This is a genomic window from Actinoallomurus sp. CA-150999 (assembly GCF_050942425.1).
Classification (GTDB): domain Bacteria; phylum Actinomycetota; class Actinomycetes; order Streptosporangiales; family Streptosporangiaceae; genus Actinoallomurus.
This window is the reverse complement of record NZ_CP192063.1, coordinates 9,104,997-9,122,848: the sequence shown is the minus strand read 5'-3', so window position 1 is coordinate 9,122,848 and position 17,852 is coordinate 9,104,997. Positions and strand designations below refer to the sequence as shown.

Annotated in this window: 13 protein-coding genes and 1 tRNA gene; 3 read left to right on the top strand and 11 right to left on the bottom strand. The window is 72.2% G+C overall.

Annotation, left to right across the window (positions count from 1 at the left end):
• Positions 1–95: 95 nt before the first annotated feature.
• The 4 genes from ACQP2O_RS42155 to ACQP2O_RS42140 form a co-directional block, all read right to left on the bottom strand.
• A tRNA-His gene (locus tag ACQP2O_RS42155) sits at positions 96–171 on the bottom strand.
• A gap of 47 nt (positions 172–218) precedes the next feature.
• Positions 219–815 carry an oligoribonuclease gene (orn, locus tag ACQP2O_RS42150; RefSeq protein ID WP_433174815.1) on the bottom strand — a complete coding sequence of 199 codons (597 nt, stop codon included), beginning with the start codon at positions 813–815 and terminating at the stop codon, positions 219–221.
• A gap of 20 nt (positions 816–835) precedes the next feature.
• Positions 836–2,002, bottom strand: coding sequence for a DUF2510 domain-containing protein (locus ACQP2O_RS42145; protein WP_433174813.1), 1,167 nt, complete (start codon positions 2,000–2,002; stop codon positions 836–838).
• 26 nt (positions 2,003–2,028) lie between these two features.
• Positions 2,029–2,697: a pyridoxamine 5'-phosphate oxidase family protein gene (locus ACQP2O_RS42140; RefSeq protein WP_433174812.1), complete on the bottom strand. Its 669-nt coding sequence runs from the start codon at positions 2,695–2,697 to the stop codon at positions 2,029–2,031.
• A gap of 68 nt (positions 2,698–2,765) precedes the next feature.
• On the opposite strand from ACQP2O_RS42140, the gene ACQP2O_RS42135 reads away from it, so the two are divergent.
• Complete coding sequence (locus ACQP2O_RS42135; RefSeq protein WP_433174810.1) at positions 2,766–4,175, top strand: PLP-dependent aminotransferase family protein; 1,410 nt, start codon at positions 2,766–2,768, stop codon at positions 4,173–4,175.
• Here ACQP2O_RS42135 and ACQP2O_RS42130 read toward each other — a convergent pair.
• Positions 4,099–4,788: a hypothetical protein gene (locus tag ACQP2O_RS42130; RefSeq protein WP_433174809.1), complete on the bottom strand. Its 690-nt coding sequence runs from the start codon at positions 4,786–4,788 to the stop codon at positions 4,099–4,101. The two genes, ACQP2O_RS42135 and ACQP2O_RS42130, sit on opposite strands and share 77 nt — an antisense overlap.
• Before the next feature lie 279 nt (positions 4,789–5,067).
• Here ACQP2O_RS42130 and ACQP2O_RS42125 point away from each other — a divergent pair, with 279 nt between their 5' ends.
• On the top strand, positions 5,068–6,138 hold the full coding sequence (locus tag ACQP2O_RS42125) for a phosphotransferase family protein (protein WP_433174808.1): 1,071 nt from the start codon (positions 5,068–5,070) through the stop codon (positions 6,136–6,138).
• A gap of 111 nt (positions 6,139–6,249) precedes the next feature.
• Here ACQP2O_RS42125 and ACQP2O_RS42120 read toward each other — a convergent pair whose 3' ends face one another.
• The 6 genes from ACQP2O_RS42120 to ACQP2O_RS42095 form a co-directional block, all read right to left on the bottom strand.
• Entirely contained in the window at positions 6,250–7,038 is a 789-nt protein-coding gene (locus ACQP2O_RS42120) for an isocitrate lyase/PEP mutase family protein (RefSeq protein ID WP_433174807.1), read from the bottom strand.
• Between the two features lie 139 nt (positions 7,039–7,177).
• Entirely contained in the window at positions 7,178–8,635 is a 1,458-nt protein-coding gene (locus tag ACQP2O_RS42115) for a hypothetical protein (RefSeq protein ID WP_433174806.1), read from the bottom strand.
• 332 nt (positions 8,636–8,967) lie between these two features.
• A complete protein-coding gene (locus ACQP2O_RS42110; protein ID WP_433174805.1) occupies positions 8,968–10,407 on the bottom strand; it encodes a sigma-70 family RNA polymerase sigma factor in 1,440 nt (479 codons plus the stop codon).
• A 185-nt stretch (positions 10,408–10,592) separates the two neighbouring features.
• Positions 10,593–12,278: an AMP-binding protein gene (locus ACQP2O_RS42105; protein WP_433174804.1), complete on the bottom strand. Its 1,686-nt coding sequence runs from the start codon at positions 12,276–12,278 to the stop codon at positions 10,593–10,595.
• Between the two features lie 71 nt (positions 12,279–12,349).
• Positions 12,350–13,939: an RNA polymerase sigma factor gene (locus tag ACQP2O_RS42100; protein WP_433174803.1), complete on the bottom strand. Its 1,590-nt coding sequence runs from the start codon at positions 13,937–13,939 to the stop codon at positions 12,350–12,352.
• A 79-nt stretch (positions 13,940–14,018) separates the two neighbouring features.
• Complete coding sequence (locus ACQP2O_RS42095; protein WP_433174802.1) at positions 14,019–16,493, bottom strand: substrate-binding and VWA domain-containing protein; 2,475 nt, start codon at positions 16,491–16,493, stop codon at positions 14,019–14,021.
• Positions 16,494–16,901: 408 nt separating this feature from the next.
• Between ACQP2O_RS42095 and ACQP2O_RS42090 the strand changes: the two genes are divergently transcribed.
• Positions 16,902–17,837 carry a TrmH family RNA methyltransferase gene (locus ACQP2O_RS42090; RefSeq protein WP_433174801.1) on the top strand — a complete coding sequence of 312 codons (936 nt, stop codon included), beginning with the start codon at positions 16,902–16,904 and terminating at the stop codon, positions 17,835–17,837.
• The last annotated feature ends 15 nt before the right edge of the window (positions 17,838–17,852 follow it).

Below are 17,852 nucleotides of genomic sequence, written 5' to 3'. Positions count from 1 at the left end.
GGGGAGCCGGACCCGGGTGAGGGCGGGACGTCGAAGGTCGGGGTGGGCCGGAAAAGGGCGACGGCCCCGGCGCGTGCGCGCTGGGGCCGTCGTAGTGGGGTGAGTGAGGGGACTTGAACCCCCGACACCCAGGACCACAACCTGGTGCTCTGCCAACTGAGCTACACCCACCATGTCCGCACTAGGCGGCTTGATGAAGTGTAGCGGTTCCTCGGACCTCATCGGTCACCGATATTCGTCGCGATGGCGCGTGCCGTCTCGGAGTCGGGACCCGGTTGTGGGACGAAGACGGTCTCCCGGTAATAGCGGAGTTCGGTGATGCTCTCGGTGATGTCGGCGAGGGCCCGATGGCCGCCCTTTTTGACCGGGCTGGCGAAGTACGCGCGTGGGTACCAGCGGCGGGCCAATTCCTTGATCGAGGACACATCGATCATGCGGTAGTGGAGGTGGGCGTCCAGGGCGGGCATGTCGCGGGCGAGGAAGGACCGGTCGGTCGCGATGGAGTTGCCGCACAGGGGAGCCTTCTTCACCCCGGGGACGTGGGCGCGGACGTACTCGAGGACGCGGTCCTCGGCCTCGGCGAGCGTGATGCCGCCGGGCAGCGCCTCGAGCAGCCCGGAGGTCGTGTGCATGTCGTGTACCACCTGCGACATCTGCTCCACCGCCTCCTGAGGCGGCTTGATCACCAGGTCAATGCCCGCGTCGAGGATATTGAGCTCACTGTCGGTCACCAGGGCGGCGATCTCGATCAGCGCGTCGCGCTGCAGGTCGAGCCCGGTCATTTCACAGTCGATCCAGACCAGCCGGTCGTTCATGACCTTCACCATAAGTCCTGTCAGGACACTTTGAGTGAGGACAGGAGTAGATCGAGGTCGCCCTGGTGTCCGTGGCTGTCGGGGATCGAGACGTAGAACTCCGCAGGCGATCGGCCGTTCCCGCGGTCGACGATCAGGATCGCGGCCGTCTCCGTACGGAAGTTCCAGCCCTGGGATTTTGCCTGTGGGAAGGTGAATTTCACCTTCAGGAGCCAGCCGTCGTGCCCGTCGACGGGGTGGGAGGCGGAGGTGAGGTCCTGGCGCGTGTGCGCCGGGTAGGCGACCGGCTCCAAGGCCGCCAGAAGCGCCTTGGCCTCGGTCTCCGGCGGGACGGCGGTGGTGTCGGTGGCCGCTCCGCCGTAGACGCTCGCGAGGTACGGCTGGCCGTTCTGGTAGTCGGCCATGACCTGGGCGGCCTCTCCCTGGTCGAAGCCCAGCTTGCCGAGGGGGCTCGTGGCCGTGACGGCCTCGGTGTGCCACTTTCCGCCCAGATTCGCGTAGGAGATCCCGGCCTGGGCGTCGGTGATCGTCCCGGTGACCGGGGAGCGGCCGCCCTTGCCTCCGCCGAAGACGTCGGTGGCGAACAGGACCGCGACGACCGTGATGATGATCACAACTGCCGCACCGCCGCCGACCAGGAGGGGGAGCCGGGAGCGGCGGCCGGCGGACGGCGCGGGCGCGCTCTGTGCCCACGTCGGCGGGGCGCTGCTCCACTCCCAGGAGGCCTGCGGGCCTCCGCCCGCGGGCTGAACACCACCCCAGCCCTGGCCGGCCGCCTGTTGCCCTTCGCCCGGGGGTTGGAGGGCACCGCTCCAGCCCTGCTGCCCTTCCCCCTGGGATTGAACGCCGCTCCAGCCCTGGGTGGCCTGCTGCCCTTCGCCCGGGGGTTGGGCGCCGATCCAGCCCTGTCCCCCACCTGGCGGTTGGGCACCGCCCCATTCCTGCGTGGCCTGTTGTCCCCCACCCGGCGGTTGGACGCCGCTCCAGCCCTGGGGCGTCTCCCGGCCCTCGCCGGTGGGCTGAGCGCCGTCCCATTCCTGGGTGGCCTGCCGGCCCTCGCCGACCGTCTGCTGCCCTTCCCAGGCTTCGCCGGTGGGCTGCGTCGCCTGGGTCCACTGGTGACCGTCCCACCACCGCAGGAGACCCGGATTGCCGTACGGATCGCGGTACCAGCCCGCAGGAGTCATGGGGTCAGAGTATGTGGCTCATATCACTATTTGGAATACCCGATGCCGGGCCGCAACAGTGGGTCGGGGACCGGGTCCCCGAGGACCTCGCGTACCGGGAGCACGCCCGCCCAGACGTCCAGTTCGTAGTCCTCGTCGTCGTCGGAGGGCGGTCCCTGCCGGATCTTCACCGACGCCTCTTCGAGCGAGAGGGCGATGACGGCCGTCGCGGCGAGTTCCTTGCGGGTCGGCTGCCGGGCGGCGTCCCAGCGGCCCGGCACGAGGTTCTCCACCACCGCGCGGAGCCCGGAGAGCTTCTCCTCCGGGTCGGTGACGAGCCGGGGCTGGCCGTAGATCACGGCGCTGCGGTAGTTCATCGAGTGGTGGAAGACCGAGCGGGCCAGGACGAGGCCGTCGAGGTGGGTGACGGTGACGCAGATCTCGCCGCCCGCGCGCAGGCTCGCGGCGCCCGTGGAACCGTGGAGGTACAGGGTGTCGCCGTCCCGCCCGTATCCGGTCGGCAGGACCCGGGGACTCCCGTCGACGATCACGCCGAGGTGGCAGATCCGCCCGGCGTCGAGGACCTCGTACAGCGCCTGCCGGTCGGTGGCGCCGCGCTCGGAGAGACGGCGGACACGCGTGCGCTCGGTGCCGGACAGCCCCGACAGCGCCTGGCCGCCCGGAGAGGTCGCGTCATGCGGTGCGGAAGTCGTCATGGCCATGACGATAAGGTCGAAGTGGCCTGTCCAGTATGGCCACTTCGTTGCGGAACAAGGGAACCACTTTGTCGCGGGACCAGTTCGACCTGCCGCTCACCGTCGACCGTGGGGCCGGGACGCCCCTCAGCGTCCAGCTCGGCGGGCAGCTGCGCGCGGCGATGAACGACGGGCGCCTCAAGGCGGGGGAGCGGCTGCCGTCCAGCCGGGCGCTGGCGTCCGCGCTGGAGGTCAGCCGCACCGTCGTCACGGAGGCGTACGAGCAGCTGTACGCCGAGGGCTGGATCGAGGGCCGGCACGGCTCGGGCACCTACGTGGCCGACATCGCGCCGCCGCGCGCCGGGTCGCTCCGCGCCCTCAGGCCGGTGCCGGAGGACCGGTCCCGGGGCGAGGGGGCGGCCATCGACCTGCGGCCCGGCATGCCGTGGGTCGACGGGCTGGACACGCCCGCGTGGCGGCGCGCCTGGCGGCTCGCGGCGACCGTGCCCCCGGCGGGACGGCCGGATCCGCGCGGCCTGCCCGGCCTGCGCGCCGCGCTCGTCGACTACCTGCGGCGCAGCCGCGGCGTGACGTGCCCGGTGGACCGGGTGCTCGTCACCCGCGGCGCGACGAACGGCCTGGATCTGCTGGGAGCGGTGGTCCTGCGACCCGGCGACCGGGTCGGCGTCGAGGAGCCGGGCTACACCAAGGCCCGGTCGACCCTGGCCATGCGGGGCGCGGAGGTGGTGCCGTGCCCGGTGGACGAGTCCGGCCTGATCGTCGACGCGATCCCCGACGGGCTGCGCATCGTCTACACCACGCCGTCGCACCAGTACCCGCTCGGCGGCCGGCTGCCGGTGCCCCGCCGCCAGGCGCTGCTGGCGTGGGCGCGTCGCAACGGCGCGCTGATCGCCGAGGACGACTACGACAGCGAGTTCCGGTACGACGTGGCGCCGCTTCCCGCGCTGTACGGGCTGGATCCGGAGGTGACGGTCTACCTCGGCACCACGTCCAAGACGCTGGCGCCCGACGTCGGCGTCGGCTGGCTGGTGGGGCGCCCCGACCTCGTCGAGGCGATCACGGACGTGCGCGAGCAGGTCAACGACCGTACGGCGGTGGTGCCGCAGGAGGCCGTGCGCATCCTCCTGGAACGCGGTGACCTGGACCGCCACGTACGGCGGATGCGGGCGGAGTACGCGCGCCGGCGCGCGGCCGTCGTCGACGCGCTGGGCCACCTTCCGCTTCTGGGGGACACCGCCGGGCTCCACATCGTGGTCGCGCTGCCCCGGGACGTCGCCGTGTGGGTCGTCGAGCGCGCGGCGGAGCGCGGCGTCCTGCTCGCCACACTGGACCGGCGGTTCGACGGACCGCCGGCGGTGCACGGCCTCGAGCTCGGGTACGGCAGTGCCACGCTCGCGCAGATCAGGAGTGGCTGCTCGCTGGTGCGTGCGCTGGTCCGGGAGGCTCTATCCGGCCCAGCGCGTGCGGCCGCCGGCTGAGCAGTTCGTCCGGGTCGGCCGGTCCGGTCTCCTCACTCGGGGGGATCCGAGGTCGCGGGATTCCCATGGGTGCCTCCGGGCCGGTGATCTTACGGATGTCGATCCGGCCGGGGTCCGAGGAGGTCGCCTCCGGCACCTGGGACGCCCCGTAGTGCCCGCCGCGGGCCCAGGGCCGGCGTTCGCGGACGGCGTCGTACGCCTCCGGCCGGGGGAGCGGCTCGCCGGCGGGCCAGCGGCGCGGCACGCGCCAGCCGTCGAGCCAGCCGACGATCCTCTCCAGGCCCTTCAGCGGACCCGCCGTGAACGGTTCGCGGGCGAACCCGACGACCATGATCTGGAAACACGAGCGGCCCTCTCGGCCGACCTCGCCGGAAAGCAGTTTGGCCGCCCGCGTGGCGGGCACCATCTGCACGATCTCGCCGGTGGAAGGGTTCCATACGAGGTGGGCGCTGAGGCCCTCATGATCCAGACGCTGAGCCACCGAGCGTGCGGAGATCTGGTGCGGGTCGTTCTCGCTGGTGTGCCAGACCGCACGGGGCGCGCCTCCCTTGGGCGATCCACCGTCATGCGCGGTGTGCAGGCGTCCGGCTCCAGGCAGCCAAGCGTCGGCCACTATCGGTTTCCCTCCATCGGGTCGGATCCGTGCCCGGATGGTGTTCCGCTGACTAGGAAGTTTGTCCCACTGATAGGACATTTGGGGTAACGGTCACCTTTCGCCTTTCTGATACCCCAACGGGCCGAATGCCTACCCCTGGTGACACGCCGGTACCCCGCCGGGGCCGGATCCGGCCGGACGGGGCCGGTTGGCGTCCCGAGACCGAGTCGCGTTCTAATAGGCGCGTGACCGGCGAACGTCACCCGGCGCGTCGCCATGGAACGGAGTGGAGGGTCCATGATCGAGCAGGTCGCCGGAGTTCCCGGGATCGACGTTCCGCGATTGTCGTCCTGGCTGGCGGACAACCTGTCGAGCGGCGGTCCGATCTCGGGCATCGAGCTGCTCGCCGGCGGCCGGTCGAACCTGACCTACCTCATCCGCCTCGGCGACCGGCGCGTCGTGCTGCGCCGCCCACCGCTCGGCCACGTACTGCCCACCGCCCATGACATGCGCCGCGAGCACACCGTGCTGTCCGCGCTGGCCGGCACCGACGTCCCGGTGCCCACGCCGCTGGCGCTGTGCCAGGACGAGGACGTCATCGGCGCGCCCTTCTACCTCATGGAACACGTCGACGGCCGCGTACTGCGCACCGTCGAGGACGCCGCCGACGTCACGCCCGAGGAGGCCCGCGCCCTCAGCGAGCGCCTGGCGGACGCGTTCGCCGCGATCCACACCCTCGACGTCGAGAAGGCGGGGCTCGCCGGATTCGGCCGTCCCCAGGGGTACATGGCGCGCCAGCTCGCCCGCTGGCGCAAGCAGTGGGACGCGTCCGTCCCCGCCGACCCCACCCTCCCCGACGCCACCCGCGCCTCGTACGAGCGGCTCGTCGAGCGGCTCACGACCCGCCTGCCCGGCGACGGGCTCACCGGCCTGGTGCACGGCGACTTCCGGCTGGACAACGCGCTCGTACGGCTCCGGCCGGAGCCCGAGATCGCCGCGGTCGTCGACTGGGAGATGTCGACCCTCGGCGACCCGCTGTCCGACCTCGGCCTGACACTGGTGTACTGGACCGATCCCGGCGACGACGAGCGCGGATCGATCCCGGTGGGCTCGACCGTCACGACGGCGCCCGGGTTCCTGTCGAGCCGCGAGTTCGCCGAACGCTACGCCGCGACCACCGGCTACGACCTCACCGACCTGGACTTCTACGTGGCGTTCGGCTGTTTCAAGCTGGCCGTCGTGCTCGAGGGCATCCACGTGCGGTACCTGCAGAAGGCGACGGTGGGCGAGGGTTTCGAGGGGATCGGCGCGTCCGTTCCGATCCTCCTCGACCGCGCCCACCGCACCCTCGACGACGGCGCCCGCTGAGATCCGACACCGCCCCGCCGCTCGTGCGGCTGGGCCGCCTGCCGAGACTTCGGCGGCGGCCCGGGGCCTCGCCGTCGCGCCCGTACGGTCAGGCCGCTCGCTGAGAGTCCCTCAGGAGGTGAGGACGTCCGGGGCCTCACCGGCCTGGAGGCCCTCGGCGAGGCGGCCCAGCAGGCCGAGCGTCGCACTGTGCAGACCGGGCCCGAACGTCACCCGCCGGACCCCCAGCTCGCCGAGCCGGGCGAGGGAGGGCATGCCGGGGTGGTGCAGCACGTTGAGCGGCGCGGGGATCCGCTCGACGAGAGCGGCGATCACCGCCTCGTCGGCGACCATGATCGTGAAGATTCCGTCGGCGCCGGCGTCGAGGTAGGCATGGGCGCGGCGGACCGCCTCCTCGAGGCGTTCGGCGTCCGACAGGTCCGGCATCGCCCCGCTGCCGTACACGTCGACCCGGGCGTTGATGAACAGCTCGGGGTCGGCCTCCCGGAGCGCGGCGATCCGCTCGGCCTGCCGCTCGACGTCGGCGAGGACGCGGCCCGCCTCGGCCGGTCCGCCGTGCAACGTGTCCTCGAAGTTGCAGCCCGCCGCTCCGGCCTCGCGCAGCCGGTCGGCCAGTTCGGCCGCCGGCAGGCCGTACCCGGCCTCGGCGTCCACCGAGACCGGCACGTCGACGCTACGGGTCACCCGGCCGGCCGCGGCGAACATCTCCTCGGGCGGCGCCGCCTCGCCGTCGTCGTAACCGAGGCTCGCGGACACCGCGTGGCTGGCGGTGGCGATGGCCGCGAACCCGGCGTCCACGAGGACGCGGGCACTCGCCGCGTCCCACGCGTTCGGCAGGATCAGGGGTCGGTGTTCCTCGTGCAGGGCGCGCAGCAGCGCCTTCTTGGCAGACAGGTCCATGACGCCGACCGTACGGGCTGGGCCGGGCGGCCGGAATGGCCACTCGGCGACCGTCGCCGGGAACCAGTCGATCATCCCGCCGTCCCGATATGGAACGGTACGACCCGTCGGCACCTCCTGTGGAGAGCTCCGCGTGTGGTCAGCAGGTCCAGGTGACCTGGGCGACCTGGCCCGTGGAGAAGAAGACCTGTCCGCTGCCATCGCCCAAGCACCATTCGTGCGGGCGGCTGACGTTGAGGTACACGGGACGGTTCGGCCACGCGGTGCCGCTGCCACCCGTGCTGACGCCCTTGGTTTCGGCGACGGCCCAGTTCACGGGGGCTCCCACGGCGACCAGTCTCACCTGGCACTGGTAATCGTCGTGTTCCATGGAGCATCCGCTGACCGCGAGGCTGCCCGGCTGCTGGGGGGAGGGTGCCGACGAGGGCGGCCGATGGTGGCCGGGCCGCGCGTGGTGCGTGGGCAGTGCCGTCGGGCTCGTCGTGGACGGCGTCGGGGTCACGGACGGCGTCGGGGTGGTGGACGGCGTCGGCGAGCCGCTCTTGGCGGTCGGTGAGACGTCGGCGGAAGGGGAGGACGTGCCTCCGTCCTCGGACGGAGAGTCGCCGGGGGCGGCCGCGGCGGCGTGGCCGCCGGCGGGTCGCTTTCCGCTCGACCCGGGTGACACGAGGAGGAAGCCGCACAGGACGAGGACCGCGCAGGCCGCCGCTCCGGCGACGACCCATACGCGCGACGCCTTCCGCGACCGCTCCCCGGGCTCCGACGCGGCGGGTGGCGGGGGCGGCGGGGGATCGAGGCGCATCGCGATCGTCGCCCTGGCCGGGGCGTGCTCCGGGGAGAACGCCGTGGCCAGGGTGCGGCCGCGAAGGTTCTCCGGGACGGCGGCGGCCGGCATGGCGCGCAGGAGCTGCGCCGTGGGGACGTCGCGGTTCACCCGGAGGGCACAGATGGGGCAGCCGGCGATGTGCCGCGCCAGCGTTACGCAGCGCACCGCGTCCAGCGGCTGTCCGGGCGGGCCCGCCAGGGCCGGGACGCTGGGGCAGTCGTCGCGCCCGGTCGCCGCGACGACCACGGCCGCGAACGCCTCGTCCAGGTCGTTGCGGGCCTGCTCGACCAGCACCGACGCCTCGTGCGGCGTCTTCGACAGGACCAGGCCGACCTCCTCGGCGTCCAGGTCGTGCCGTACGGCGAGGTCGAGCGCCTCACGCTGCTGTCCGCTGAGCGCCAGCAGGGCGGCGTGCACGAGCGCGCGGGTCGCCTCGTCGATGCCGCCCTCGGCGTCGGCCTCCGGCGCCCGCCGGCGCTCGGCCGGGAGCTCCGCCCGCCGGCGCATGCACTCGGCGCGGGTCGTGGCGTACAGCCATCCCCGGAACAGCCGCTGGTCGGGGAGCGCGGAGATGCGCTCCCGCACCATGATCAGCGAGTCGTGCACGGCCTGCGCCGCCGTCTCCTGGTCGCGCAGCAGGACGTGGCAGTAGTCGAACAACCGCGCGACGTACGCGGAGCACAGCTGAGCGAGGGCGTTGGTGTCGCCGGCCTCGAGTGCCCGTGCGAGCCGTTGGTCATCGGCCCTGTCGATACCCGGCCAACCGGCCACGTTGATCCTCCCCGCTGATCGGTTCGTGTCCCCCATAGCCCGGTCGTCCCAGGCGTACCGTACGGTTCACGAATCCTGCCATCAACGGGCCGGATATTCGCCGTCTTCCGCGATGAATGTGTTCATGGTGACAGTGCCGCACGGCCCGTTCCGGCACCGGAGGCGCTCCGGTCAGGGGCGACCGAAATCTCGGGCGGCCAGGTCGCCGGTGCCCGATCAGCGGGACGGGACCGTGCTCGGCCCCGTCAGCGGTTCGCGATCAGAGCGGCGGGACCGTGCTCGGCGTCATCAGCCGCTCTCGATCAGTGCGACCGGGACCGTGCCCGGAACCGTCAGCAGTTCCACTTCACGCCGGCCGACGCGCCGGAGGAGAAGGACACCGAGCCGCTGCCGCCGCCGATACAGATGCCCTGGTACGTGCGGGACACGGTGACATGGGCCGACTCGCCGGCGCCGAGGTCGCCGCTGCCACCGGCCTTGACGGCCCCGCTGGTCCCGCTGACGGCCCAGTGCACGGACCCGCCCTGCGCGGTCACCGTCACGCTGCAGTGGCTCGACCACCCCATGTCGCATCCGGAGACGGACAGTGTGCCCGTGGTCGTCGGCGGCTGCGCGGGCGACGTCTCGGTCGGAGTGGTCGTCCCGGGCGAGTGGGAGCTGTGCTTCGGCTTCGGGGTCTTGCTCTTCGACGGCGTCGGCGTCGGCGTGGGGGTGTCCGACTTCTTGCTCTTGGACGGCGACGCGCTGCCCGGCGAATCGGACGGGGAACCGCTCGGCGAGTCGCTGGGCGGAGCGGCGACGGCCTGGTTGCCGGAGTTCTCCTTGCCGCCCGAGCCGGGCAGTACGAGGAAGATCCCCGCGAGGACCAGGATGCCGAAGGCGGCCGCGCCGACGGCGACCCACACGCCCGCCTTGCGGCGTGGTTCGTCGTCGGGCTCGTAGTCGGGTGCGGGCGTCGGCGGGTCGGACCGCATCGCGACCGTCGCCCGCATGTCGGCGTACTGGGGCGTCGCCATGCCGAGCACGCGTGGTCGCATGTCCTCCGGCACGGCGGCGATCGGCATCGCGTGGAGCAGCCGGGCGGTCGCCACCTTCCGGTTGGCGCGCAGCCCGCAGATCGGGCAGTTCCCGATGTGGCGCGCCAGCCTGCCGCAGGTGTCGGCGTCCAGCGGCCGGCCCTCCGGGCCGGCCAGCGCCGAGACGCTGGGGCAGTCGTCGCGCCCGGTCGCCGCGACGACGACGGCCGCGAACGCGTCGTCCAGGTCGTTGCGGGCCTGTTCGAGGAGCACCGACGCGTTCTGCGGCGTCATGTTGAGGATCTCGGCGAGCTCGTGCGGGTCGAGCTCGTGCCGCAGCGCGAGGTCGAGGAGCTCGCGCTGCTGGCCGCCGAGCACCATCAGCGCGGCGTGGACCAGCCGGCGCGTCGACTCGTCCGTCTCCACGAGCCCTTCGGCCTCGCGCGCCTTCTGCCGGTTCTCGGGGATCCCCGACTCGGCGCGGCGGCGCAGGCATTCGGCCCGCGTCACGGCGTACAGCCATCCCCGGAACAGCCGGGCGTCCGGCAGCGATCCGATGCGTTCCTGGATGATGATCAGAGAGTCCTGCAGACCCTGCGCGGCCAGCTCCTGGTCGCGGAGCAGCACGTGGCAGTAGTCGTACAGCCGCGCCGCGTAGGCGTCGTAGAGCTCGGCCATCGCGGTGGTGTGACCCGCTCGCAGAGCCTGTGCCAGCCGCTGGTCATCGGCCCTGTCGATCGTCGGCCACCCGGCCACTGATCCTCCCGTTGTGCTCGCCAAAATGGACACAGACGCCCCATAGGCATCACTGGTTTACGCATCCTGCCACCAATCAAACCGTGATACGCCAGTTTTGGTAGCAAATGTGGCATAGCTGACAACGGGCAGTGATCGATTTCCGTGTTGTGCGAGAAACCCTGACGCTGAGTGACCGAAACCCCTCAGGTCGTCAGGTCCGGGAAGTCCTCCTCGCGGTACTCACCGGCGTGGCGTTCCTCGCCCTCCAGGCCCCGCAACTCGACCCGCCGGATCTTCCCGGAGATGGTCTTCGGCAACTCGCCGAACTCCAGGCGGCGCACGCGCTTGTACGGGGCGAGCCGTTCCCGGCAATGGGCGAGGATCGAGCGCGCGGTCTCGGCCGTCGCCTCGTGCCCGGCCGCGAGGGAGACGTACGCCTTCGGCACGGCCAGGCGCACCGGATCGGCGGCGGGCACGACGGCGGCCTCGGCCACCGCGTCGTGCTCGAGCAGCACGCTCTCCAGCTCGAACGGTGAGATCTTGTAGTCCGAGGCCTTGAAGACGTCGTCGGTGCGGCCGACGAACGTGACGTAGCCGTCGGCGTCCTTCGAGGCGACGTCACCCGTGTGGTAGTAGCCGCCGGACATCGCCTCGTCGGTCCGCCCGGCGTGGTCGCGGTACCCGGCCATCAGCGCGAGCGGGCGCTCCGCCAGGTCGATGCACACCTCTCCCTCGTCGGCGGGCTCCCCGCTGACCGGATCGACGAGCACGATCCGGTAGCCCGGCAGCGGACGGCCCATCGATCCCGGCTTCAGCGGCTGCCCCGGAGGGTTGCCGACCTGCGCCGTCGTCTCGGTCTGGCCGTAGCCGTCGCGCACCGTCAGGTCCCACTGCTCGCGGACCTGCTCGATGATCTCCGGGTTGAGAGGCTCGCCCGCCGCGACCGCCGTACGCAGGCTCAGCCGCCACGCCGTCAGGTCCTCCTGGATCAGCATGCGCCACACCGTCGGCGGCGCACAGAACGTCGTCACCTCGCACCGCCGCATGACCTCCAGCAGCGCGGGCGCGCCGAACCGCGTGTAGTTCAGGACCAGCACGCAGGCCCCGGCGTTCCACGGCGCGAAGACGTTGCTCCACGCGTGCTTGGCCCAGCCCGGCGAGGAGACGTTGAGGTGGACGTCACCGGGTCGCAGGCCGATCCAGTACATCGTCGACAGGTGCCCCACCGGGTACGAGGCGTAGGTGTGCTCGACCAGCTTCGGGCTGGCGGTCGTCCCGGAGGTGAAGTAGAGCAGCAGCGTGTCGCCGGCGTGCGTCGTCTCGCCGACGGCGTCGTACGGCTCGTGCCCGTACGCGTCGGCGAACGTCAGCCAGCCCTCGGCCGGGCCCACGGAGATCCGCGTCCAGTCCCCCTCCAGGCCCGCGAACTTCGCGGTGTCGGCGGCGCCGGTCACGACGTGGGCGACGCCGCCGCGCTCGATCCGGTCGCGCAGGTCGTCCGTTGTCAGCAGGGTGGTCGCCGGGACCACGACGGCGCCGAGCTTCATCGCCGCGAGCATCGTCTCCCACAGCTCGACCTGGTTGCCGAGCATGAGCAGGATCCGGTCGCCGCGGCGTACGCCCCATTCGTGCAGCCGGCCGGCGACCCGGCTCGACCGGTCGGCCAGCTCGGCGAAGGTCAGTTTCAGCTCGGAGCCGTCCTCCTCGACGATCCACAGGGCCGGCCGGTCGGGGGTCTCGGCGGCCAGCACGCCGTCGAACCAGTCCAGCGCCCAGTTGAATCCGATGACGTCCGGCCAGCGGAAGCCCCGGTAGGCGGTCTCGTAGTCTTCGGCGTTCGCCAGCAGGAAGTCGCGGGCGGCTCGGAATGTCGCGACGTCAGGAGTCATGTCGCGAATCTTGGCACCACACCCGCGCGTTCCGTAAGGGCCTTGTCACTCCCTCCGGTGATCGGACCGCCTCAGCAGGTCCAGGAGAGCGCGACCGCGCCCGTGGGGGAGAAGGAGACACCGGACTTCGCCACGGGCGGGAGCGCGGCGCACGCGGCGATCGTGTCGGCCGTGACCGACAGGACGGCCGACTGCCCCGCCGCGAGCCTGCCGCTCGTCGGGCCGGTGAGGTTGACGTACTGTCCCCGGCTCGCCGACCAGCGTACGGTGCCGCCCCGCGCGGTGAGCTTCACCGTACGGGAGTCGCCGGTCCCGGTGGACGCGACGACGAGCGTGCCCGGGGTCGGGCTCGTGGTCGGCGTCCGGCTGCGGGTGGGCCGCGGCGTCGCCTTCCGCCTCGACGGTGTCGGCGTCGGCGTCCTGGACGTACGCGTGGGGGTCGGCGTCGGCGTCGTGGACGTCGGGGACGGGTCGGGGGAGTCCGGGCTGTCCTCGGCCGACGGGCTGTCGGACGGGCCGGCGGTCCCGGCCGCGGCGGGGCGCCGCGCGTCGCCGGACGGGTGCCGGGAGGACGAGCCTCCGGTGACCAGGAAGATCGCGCCGGCCACCAGGAGCACGCACGCGGCGGCGCCCACGGCCGGCCACAGCGGGGGCACACCCCTCCGCGCGTCCTCGTGGGCCGGCCGGACGCGTTCCGCGTTCGCCGGCCAGCCCCAGGCGTCGAACGGCTCGGCGCGCTGCGCGAGGTGCATCCGGGTCTCGTGCCGGTCCGGGGCGGCGGCCAGGGACAGGACGGCCTCGCGCAGGCCGGAGGGGAGCGCCGCGACCGGCAGCACTTGCAGGAACCGGTTCGTCGACACCTTGCGCTTGCGGCGCTCCCGGCAGGTCGGGCAGGAGACGGTGTGCCGGACGAGCCTCCGGGAGACCTCCGGCGGCAGCGGCCACTCGTGCTCGTCGACCAGCGCGGCGACGCTCGGGCAGTCGTCCCGGCCGGTGCGCGCGATGACGGCGGCGGCGAGGGCGTCCTCGAGCTCGTCGCGGGACTCGGCGACCAGCTCGATCGCCTGCTGTGCCGAGACGCCGAGAACGCCGGTCAGCTCCTCGGCGGACAGCTCGTGGCGGACGGCCAGGTCCACCGCCTCGCGGTGCCGGCCCGGCAGCCCGGCGAGGGCGCTCTGCACGAGCCGGCGGGTCTCCAGGCGGCGCCGCCGCTCCTCGGCGTCGAGGAACGTGTCGTCGGCCTCCTCGGCGGCCGGGTTTCGCTCCTGCGGGGTCTCCGGATCGCGGAGGAGCCGCAGGCACTCGTTGCGCACGAGCGCGTAGAGCCAGCTGCGGAACCGCTCCGGCTCGCGCAGCTTGTCGATGTGCACCAGTGCGGCGATCAGGGAATCGTGGAGCGCGTACGCCGCCAGGTTCTCGTCGCGCAGCAACGCGTGGCAGTAGTCGAACAGACGTGGCGCGTAGACGTCGTATATTTGCGCGAGCGCGTTGGCGTCGCCGGCGCGCAGCTCCTGCGCCAACCGGCGGTCATCGACGCGACCGAGACTGGGCCAACCGGCCACAGCGACCTCCCGGAGGTGTGGTGTCGGACGCGCCCCCGGAAATAAGAAGGAGGCCCGACGCCCCGCTCCCGTCGGGCCTCCACATGAAAGACGCCGCATCGGAGACCACGGTTCACACGATCTCCAGATTTTTTTCAGCCGACTCTGCGGGCGGGTCGCCGAGCCGGATTTCCGCAGGTCAGTGCGTGATACGCCGGGCGATCGTGTTCAGGAAGATCCGCTGGATCTCCTGGGGCTTCATCGCCTGGTACGCCGCGCCGTCGGTCTCCGCGGCGATCCGCTGCATGGACGCCATGTCGACGTCCGGGCCGAACCCGATGAAGAGGACCATGACCGGTTCGGTCGGGTCCTGCTCCTTCCGCAACGTCCGGAGCAGGTTGCTCAGCGAGATGCCGTTGACGTCGTCGTTCTTGCCGTCCGTCAGCACGAGGACGGAGTTGTAGTAGCCCGTCTTGTACGTCTTCTTCATCGACCGGAACGCTGCCAGCACCGAGTCGTACAGCCCGGTGTTGCCGTCGGGCTTCGGCCGTACGCGGCCGAGCGCGGACAGGATCGCCTGGCGGCGCGTCCCCGACCCCAGTCGGGTCGACAGCGGGCCGATCGGCACCTCGGTGCGGTAGTCCTGGGTGCCCTGCAGGTTCGTGGAGAACGTCCACAGCCCCAGGTCGGTGTCGTCGGGCAGCATCGCGAGGCCGCCCTGGGCCACCTGGGCGGTCGCCTCCATCCGAGTGACGCCCTTGCCGACCGGCTGCGACATGGACCCGGACACGTCGAGGAGCGTCAGCATCCGGGTGCGCAGCGACAGCTTCGTCCAGGCCTGCATGACGTCGGTGACGTCGTTCGACGCGGGCGTCGGGAGGGCCCGCGGGATTCGCGGGCTCAGGCCGCTCGTGTTGCCGAACCCGGTGCCCGCCCGGCCGTCGGGCGTACGGAAGCCGAGGGCGCGCACCGCGGCATGGGCCTGATCGGTGCTCATCGCCTTCTCCAGCAGCGCCGCCGCACGGACCTTCGTGTCATCGTCGGTGGTCAGCGCGAAGGGGTGGTCGAGGTTGAGCATGCCCTCGTTGGGATAGATCGCGCTGGCCGGCGCGGCGGGCTTGCCCTGGTTGTACTTCCACACGGCCTGCTCGGGCGCGATCACGACGGGCGCCCGGCCATGGAGGTTCTTGTGGAAGCTCGCGAACAGCGCCTGGGTGTTCGGCGAGATGCTGTTCTGTACCTTGCGGGCGATCTGGGTGAAGATCGCGTCGGCGTTCGGGTCGCCCTGCAGCAGCATCCGCGTCATGACGACCGCGCCCAGTCCGCCCGCGTTGCGGCTCGGGTCGAGGATCTGCAGGTGCACGGAGTCGGCGGGCAGCATGTCGTTCTTGCTGACCGCGCCCGCAGCGAGGGCGTCGGTGGCCTTGAGCAGCATGTCCCAGGTCGGCCGGATGCCCTGGCCCTGGATCTTGTTGGCGAAGGACCGGGTGGTCGCGACGACGAGCGGGGTCTCGGCCACGCTCGTCGGCGTGCTGTTGACGGCGGCAGCGCCCTTCGGGGAGCTGCGCATCAGCGTGATCCATAGCGAGGAGTCCGGGATCCACACGTCCGGGGACACGTCACCCGGCACCGCGCCCTGACCGGACAGGATCGTGGACGTGCTCGCCGGGTCGGAGGCCTTCACTGTCGCCTTGACGCACTTGCCGTCGACGGAGTGCCTCTCCTTGGTGAACGACGTGGCGATGTCGCTGACCGCCGGGGCGATGTCGGGCGCCGCGGCGACCTTGAGGTTGATGGGCGTGCCGCCGCACTTGGTGCTGTCGGCGAGCGCGTACACGCCCGCGCCGAGCAGGATGGCCAGCCCGACCGCACCCGCCAGCGGGCCGACCAGGGCGCTGATGGAGCGCCGCCGCTGAATCCGGCGCCGGCCGGCACCGGGAGGCCCCGATCGGCCCTCGTCGGAGCCGCCCTGTCCCGGCCCACCGGAACCCGGACGGCCGGGACCCCCGGGACCGCCTTCTCCCGGGCCGTGACCCTGACCGCCCGGACCGGAGCCCGGCTGTCCAGGCCCACCGCCGTAGCCGGAGCCGCCGCCGGGCCCGGCCAGGCCGCCGCCCTGCCGGCCGAAGAACCCGCCGCTCGCCACGTACGAGGGGTCGCCCGGCTGATTGCCGCCGGGTCCGTAGGGATCGTTGCCGTAGGGGTCGCGCTCACCCGGGCGACCGCCACTGGGTCCGTACGAGCCGTTGCCGTAGCCGTCACGCTCGCCCGGCTGACCGCCGCCCGCTCCGTAGGAGCCGTTGCCGTAGGGGTCGCGTCCGCCTGGTCGACCGCCGGGCCCGTACGAGCCGTTGGCGTAGGGATCGCGCTCGCTCGGCCCGCCGCCGGGTCCGTAGGAGCCACTGCGGTGGCCGTCGCGCTCGCCTGGGCCGGAGTTGCCGGTGCCGTAGGGAACGTTGCCGTAGCCATTCCCCTCATTCGGGGCCGGACCGGGGCCGCCGTAAGCGCCTTGCGCGTCCTGGCCGGGACCGCCCCACCCGGGCGGGCGCGGCGCGAAGGGACCGGAACCGTCGCCGTACGCCTGGGGCCCGGTCGTGTGACCGTCTCCCGACGGCGGATGGCCGTCGCCGGGTGTCTCACCCGGGGGCATGTCGTTGCGGCGACGTCGGCTCACGGCTGTCCCATCTCGCGGCGGTCTGGGCTGAGTGTAGAGCGGAACTGTAGCGGTCTTCGCAATTCGTAACAAAGATGATCAAATACGATGATGCCGCAGGTCAGTCCAGTAAAGATCCACTGCAAACCCTGCGGTGTCCCGTCTCGGAAGCTCATTTCCGGTATCCGGAGCGCGCTATCACCCTTCGAGACCGCGCCGGACCGGGGCGTCGACGTTCTTACCGTCCGTTCACCGGCCCGCCCGTGGAATGTGGTCACTCTGTCACCCGGAGTCGCACCGGCCGCACCGCACTGACGACGCGGACCGCTTTGTCAAGCGCGGGTCAACTCGCCGGTGACTCTCTCGTCCCGCAGCCGCATCGGAGGCGTCGGCAGTGGTCACTCCCGGCATGACGCGATACTGAAGGTCATGGCCAGCCTGATCCCCGTGACCGACCCCGCCGACCCGCGACTCGCCGACTACGTGCGCCTTCGCGACGTCAACCTGCGCAAGAGCCTGGAGGCCGAGCACGGACTGTTCATGGCCGAGGGGGAGAAGGTCATCCGGCGGGCGGTCGCGACCGGGTATCCGGTGCGGTCGGTGCTGACGGCGCGGCGGTGGGTCGAGTCGTTGTCCGACGTGTTCGGCGACGCTCCCGTGTACGTCGCGGACGATGACGTGGTCGAGGCGGTGACCGGGTTCGCCGTGCATCGCGGGGCGCTGGCCTCGATGGAGCGCCTGCCCCTGCCGTCGGTCGCCGCCGTGCTGGCCGGTGACCGGCCCGCCCGAGGGACCGGCGGGCGCGGCGAAGGCGACGCCGCCCGGTCCGCGAGCGGCACCGGGCCTGCCAGCGGGGCCGGTGACGATGGGGACGCCGGTGGCCGGGGACGTTCGGCGCCTCCGCGCCGGATCCTCGTGCTCGAGGATCTGGTGGACCACGGCAACGTCGGGGCCATCTTCCGGTGCGCGGCGGCACTGGGGATCGACGCCGTGATCCTCTCGCCCAGGTGCGCCGACCCGCTCTACCGGCGGTCGGTGAAGGTGTCGATGGGGGCGGTGTTCGCCATTCCGTACGCCCGGATGGCCGACTGGCGCGACGGCCTGGCCGAGGTGCGCGCCGCCGGGTTCACGCTGCTCGCCCTGACCCCGGACCAGTCGGCGGTGCCGCTCCACAAGGTGCCGCGGGGCGAGCGGGCGGCCCTCCTGCTCGGTACGGAGGGCGACGGGCTGTCCTCGCGCTGGCTGCGGGAGGCCGACCATCCGGTCTGCATCCCCATGAGCGCGGGCGCGATGGCACTGGGCGTCGACTCCCTCAACGTGGTCGCCGCCACGGCCATCGCCTGCCACGAACTGATCCGCGACTGAGCCCGCCTCGAGACG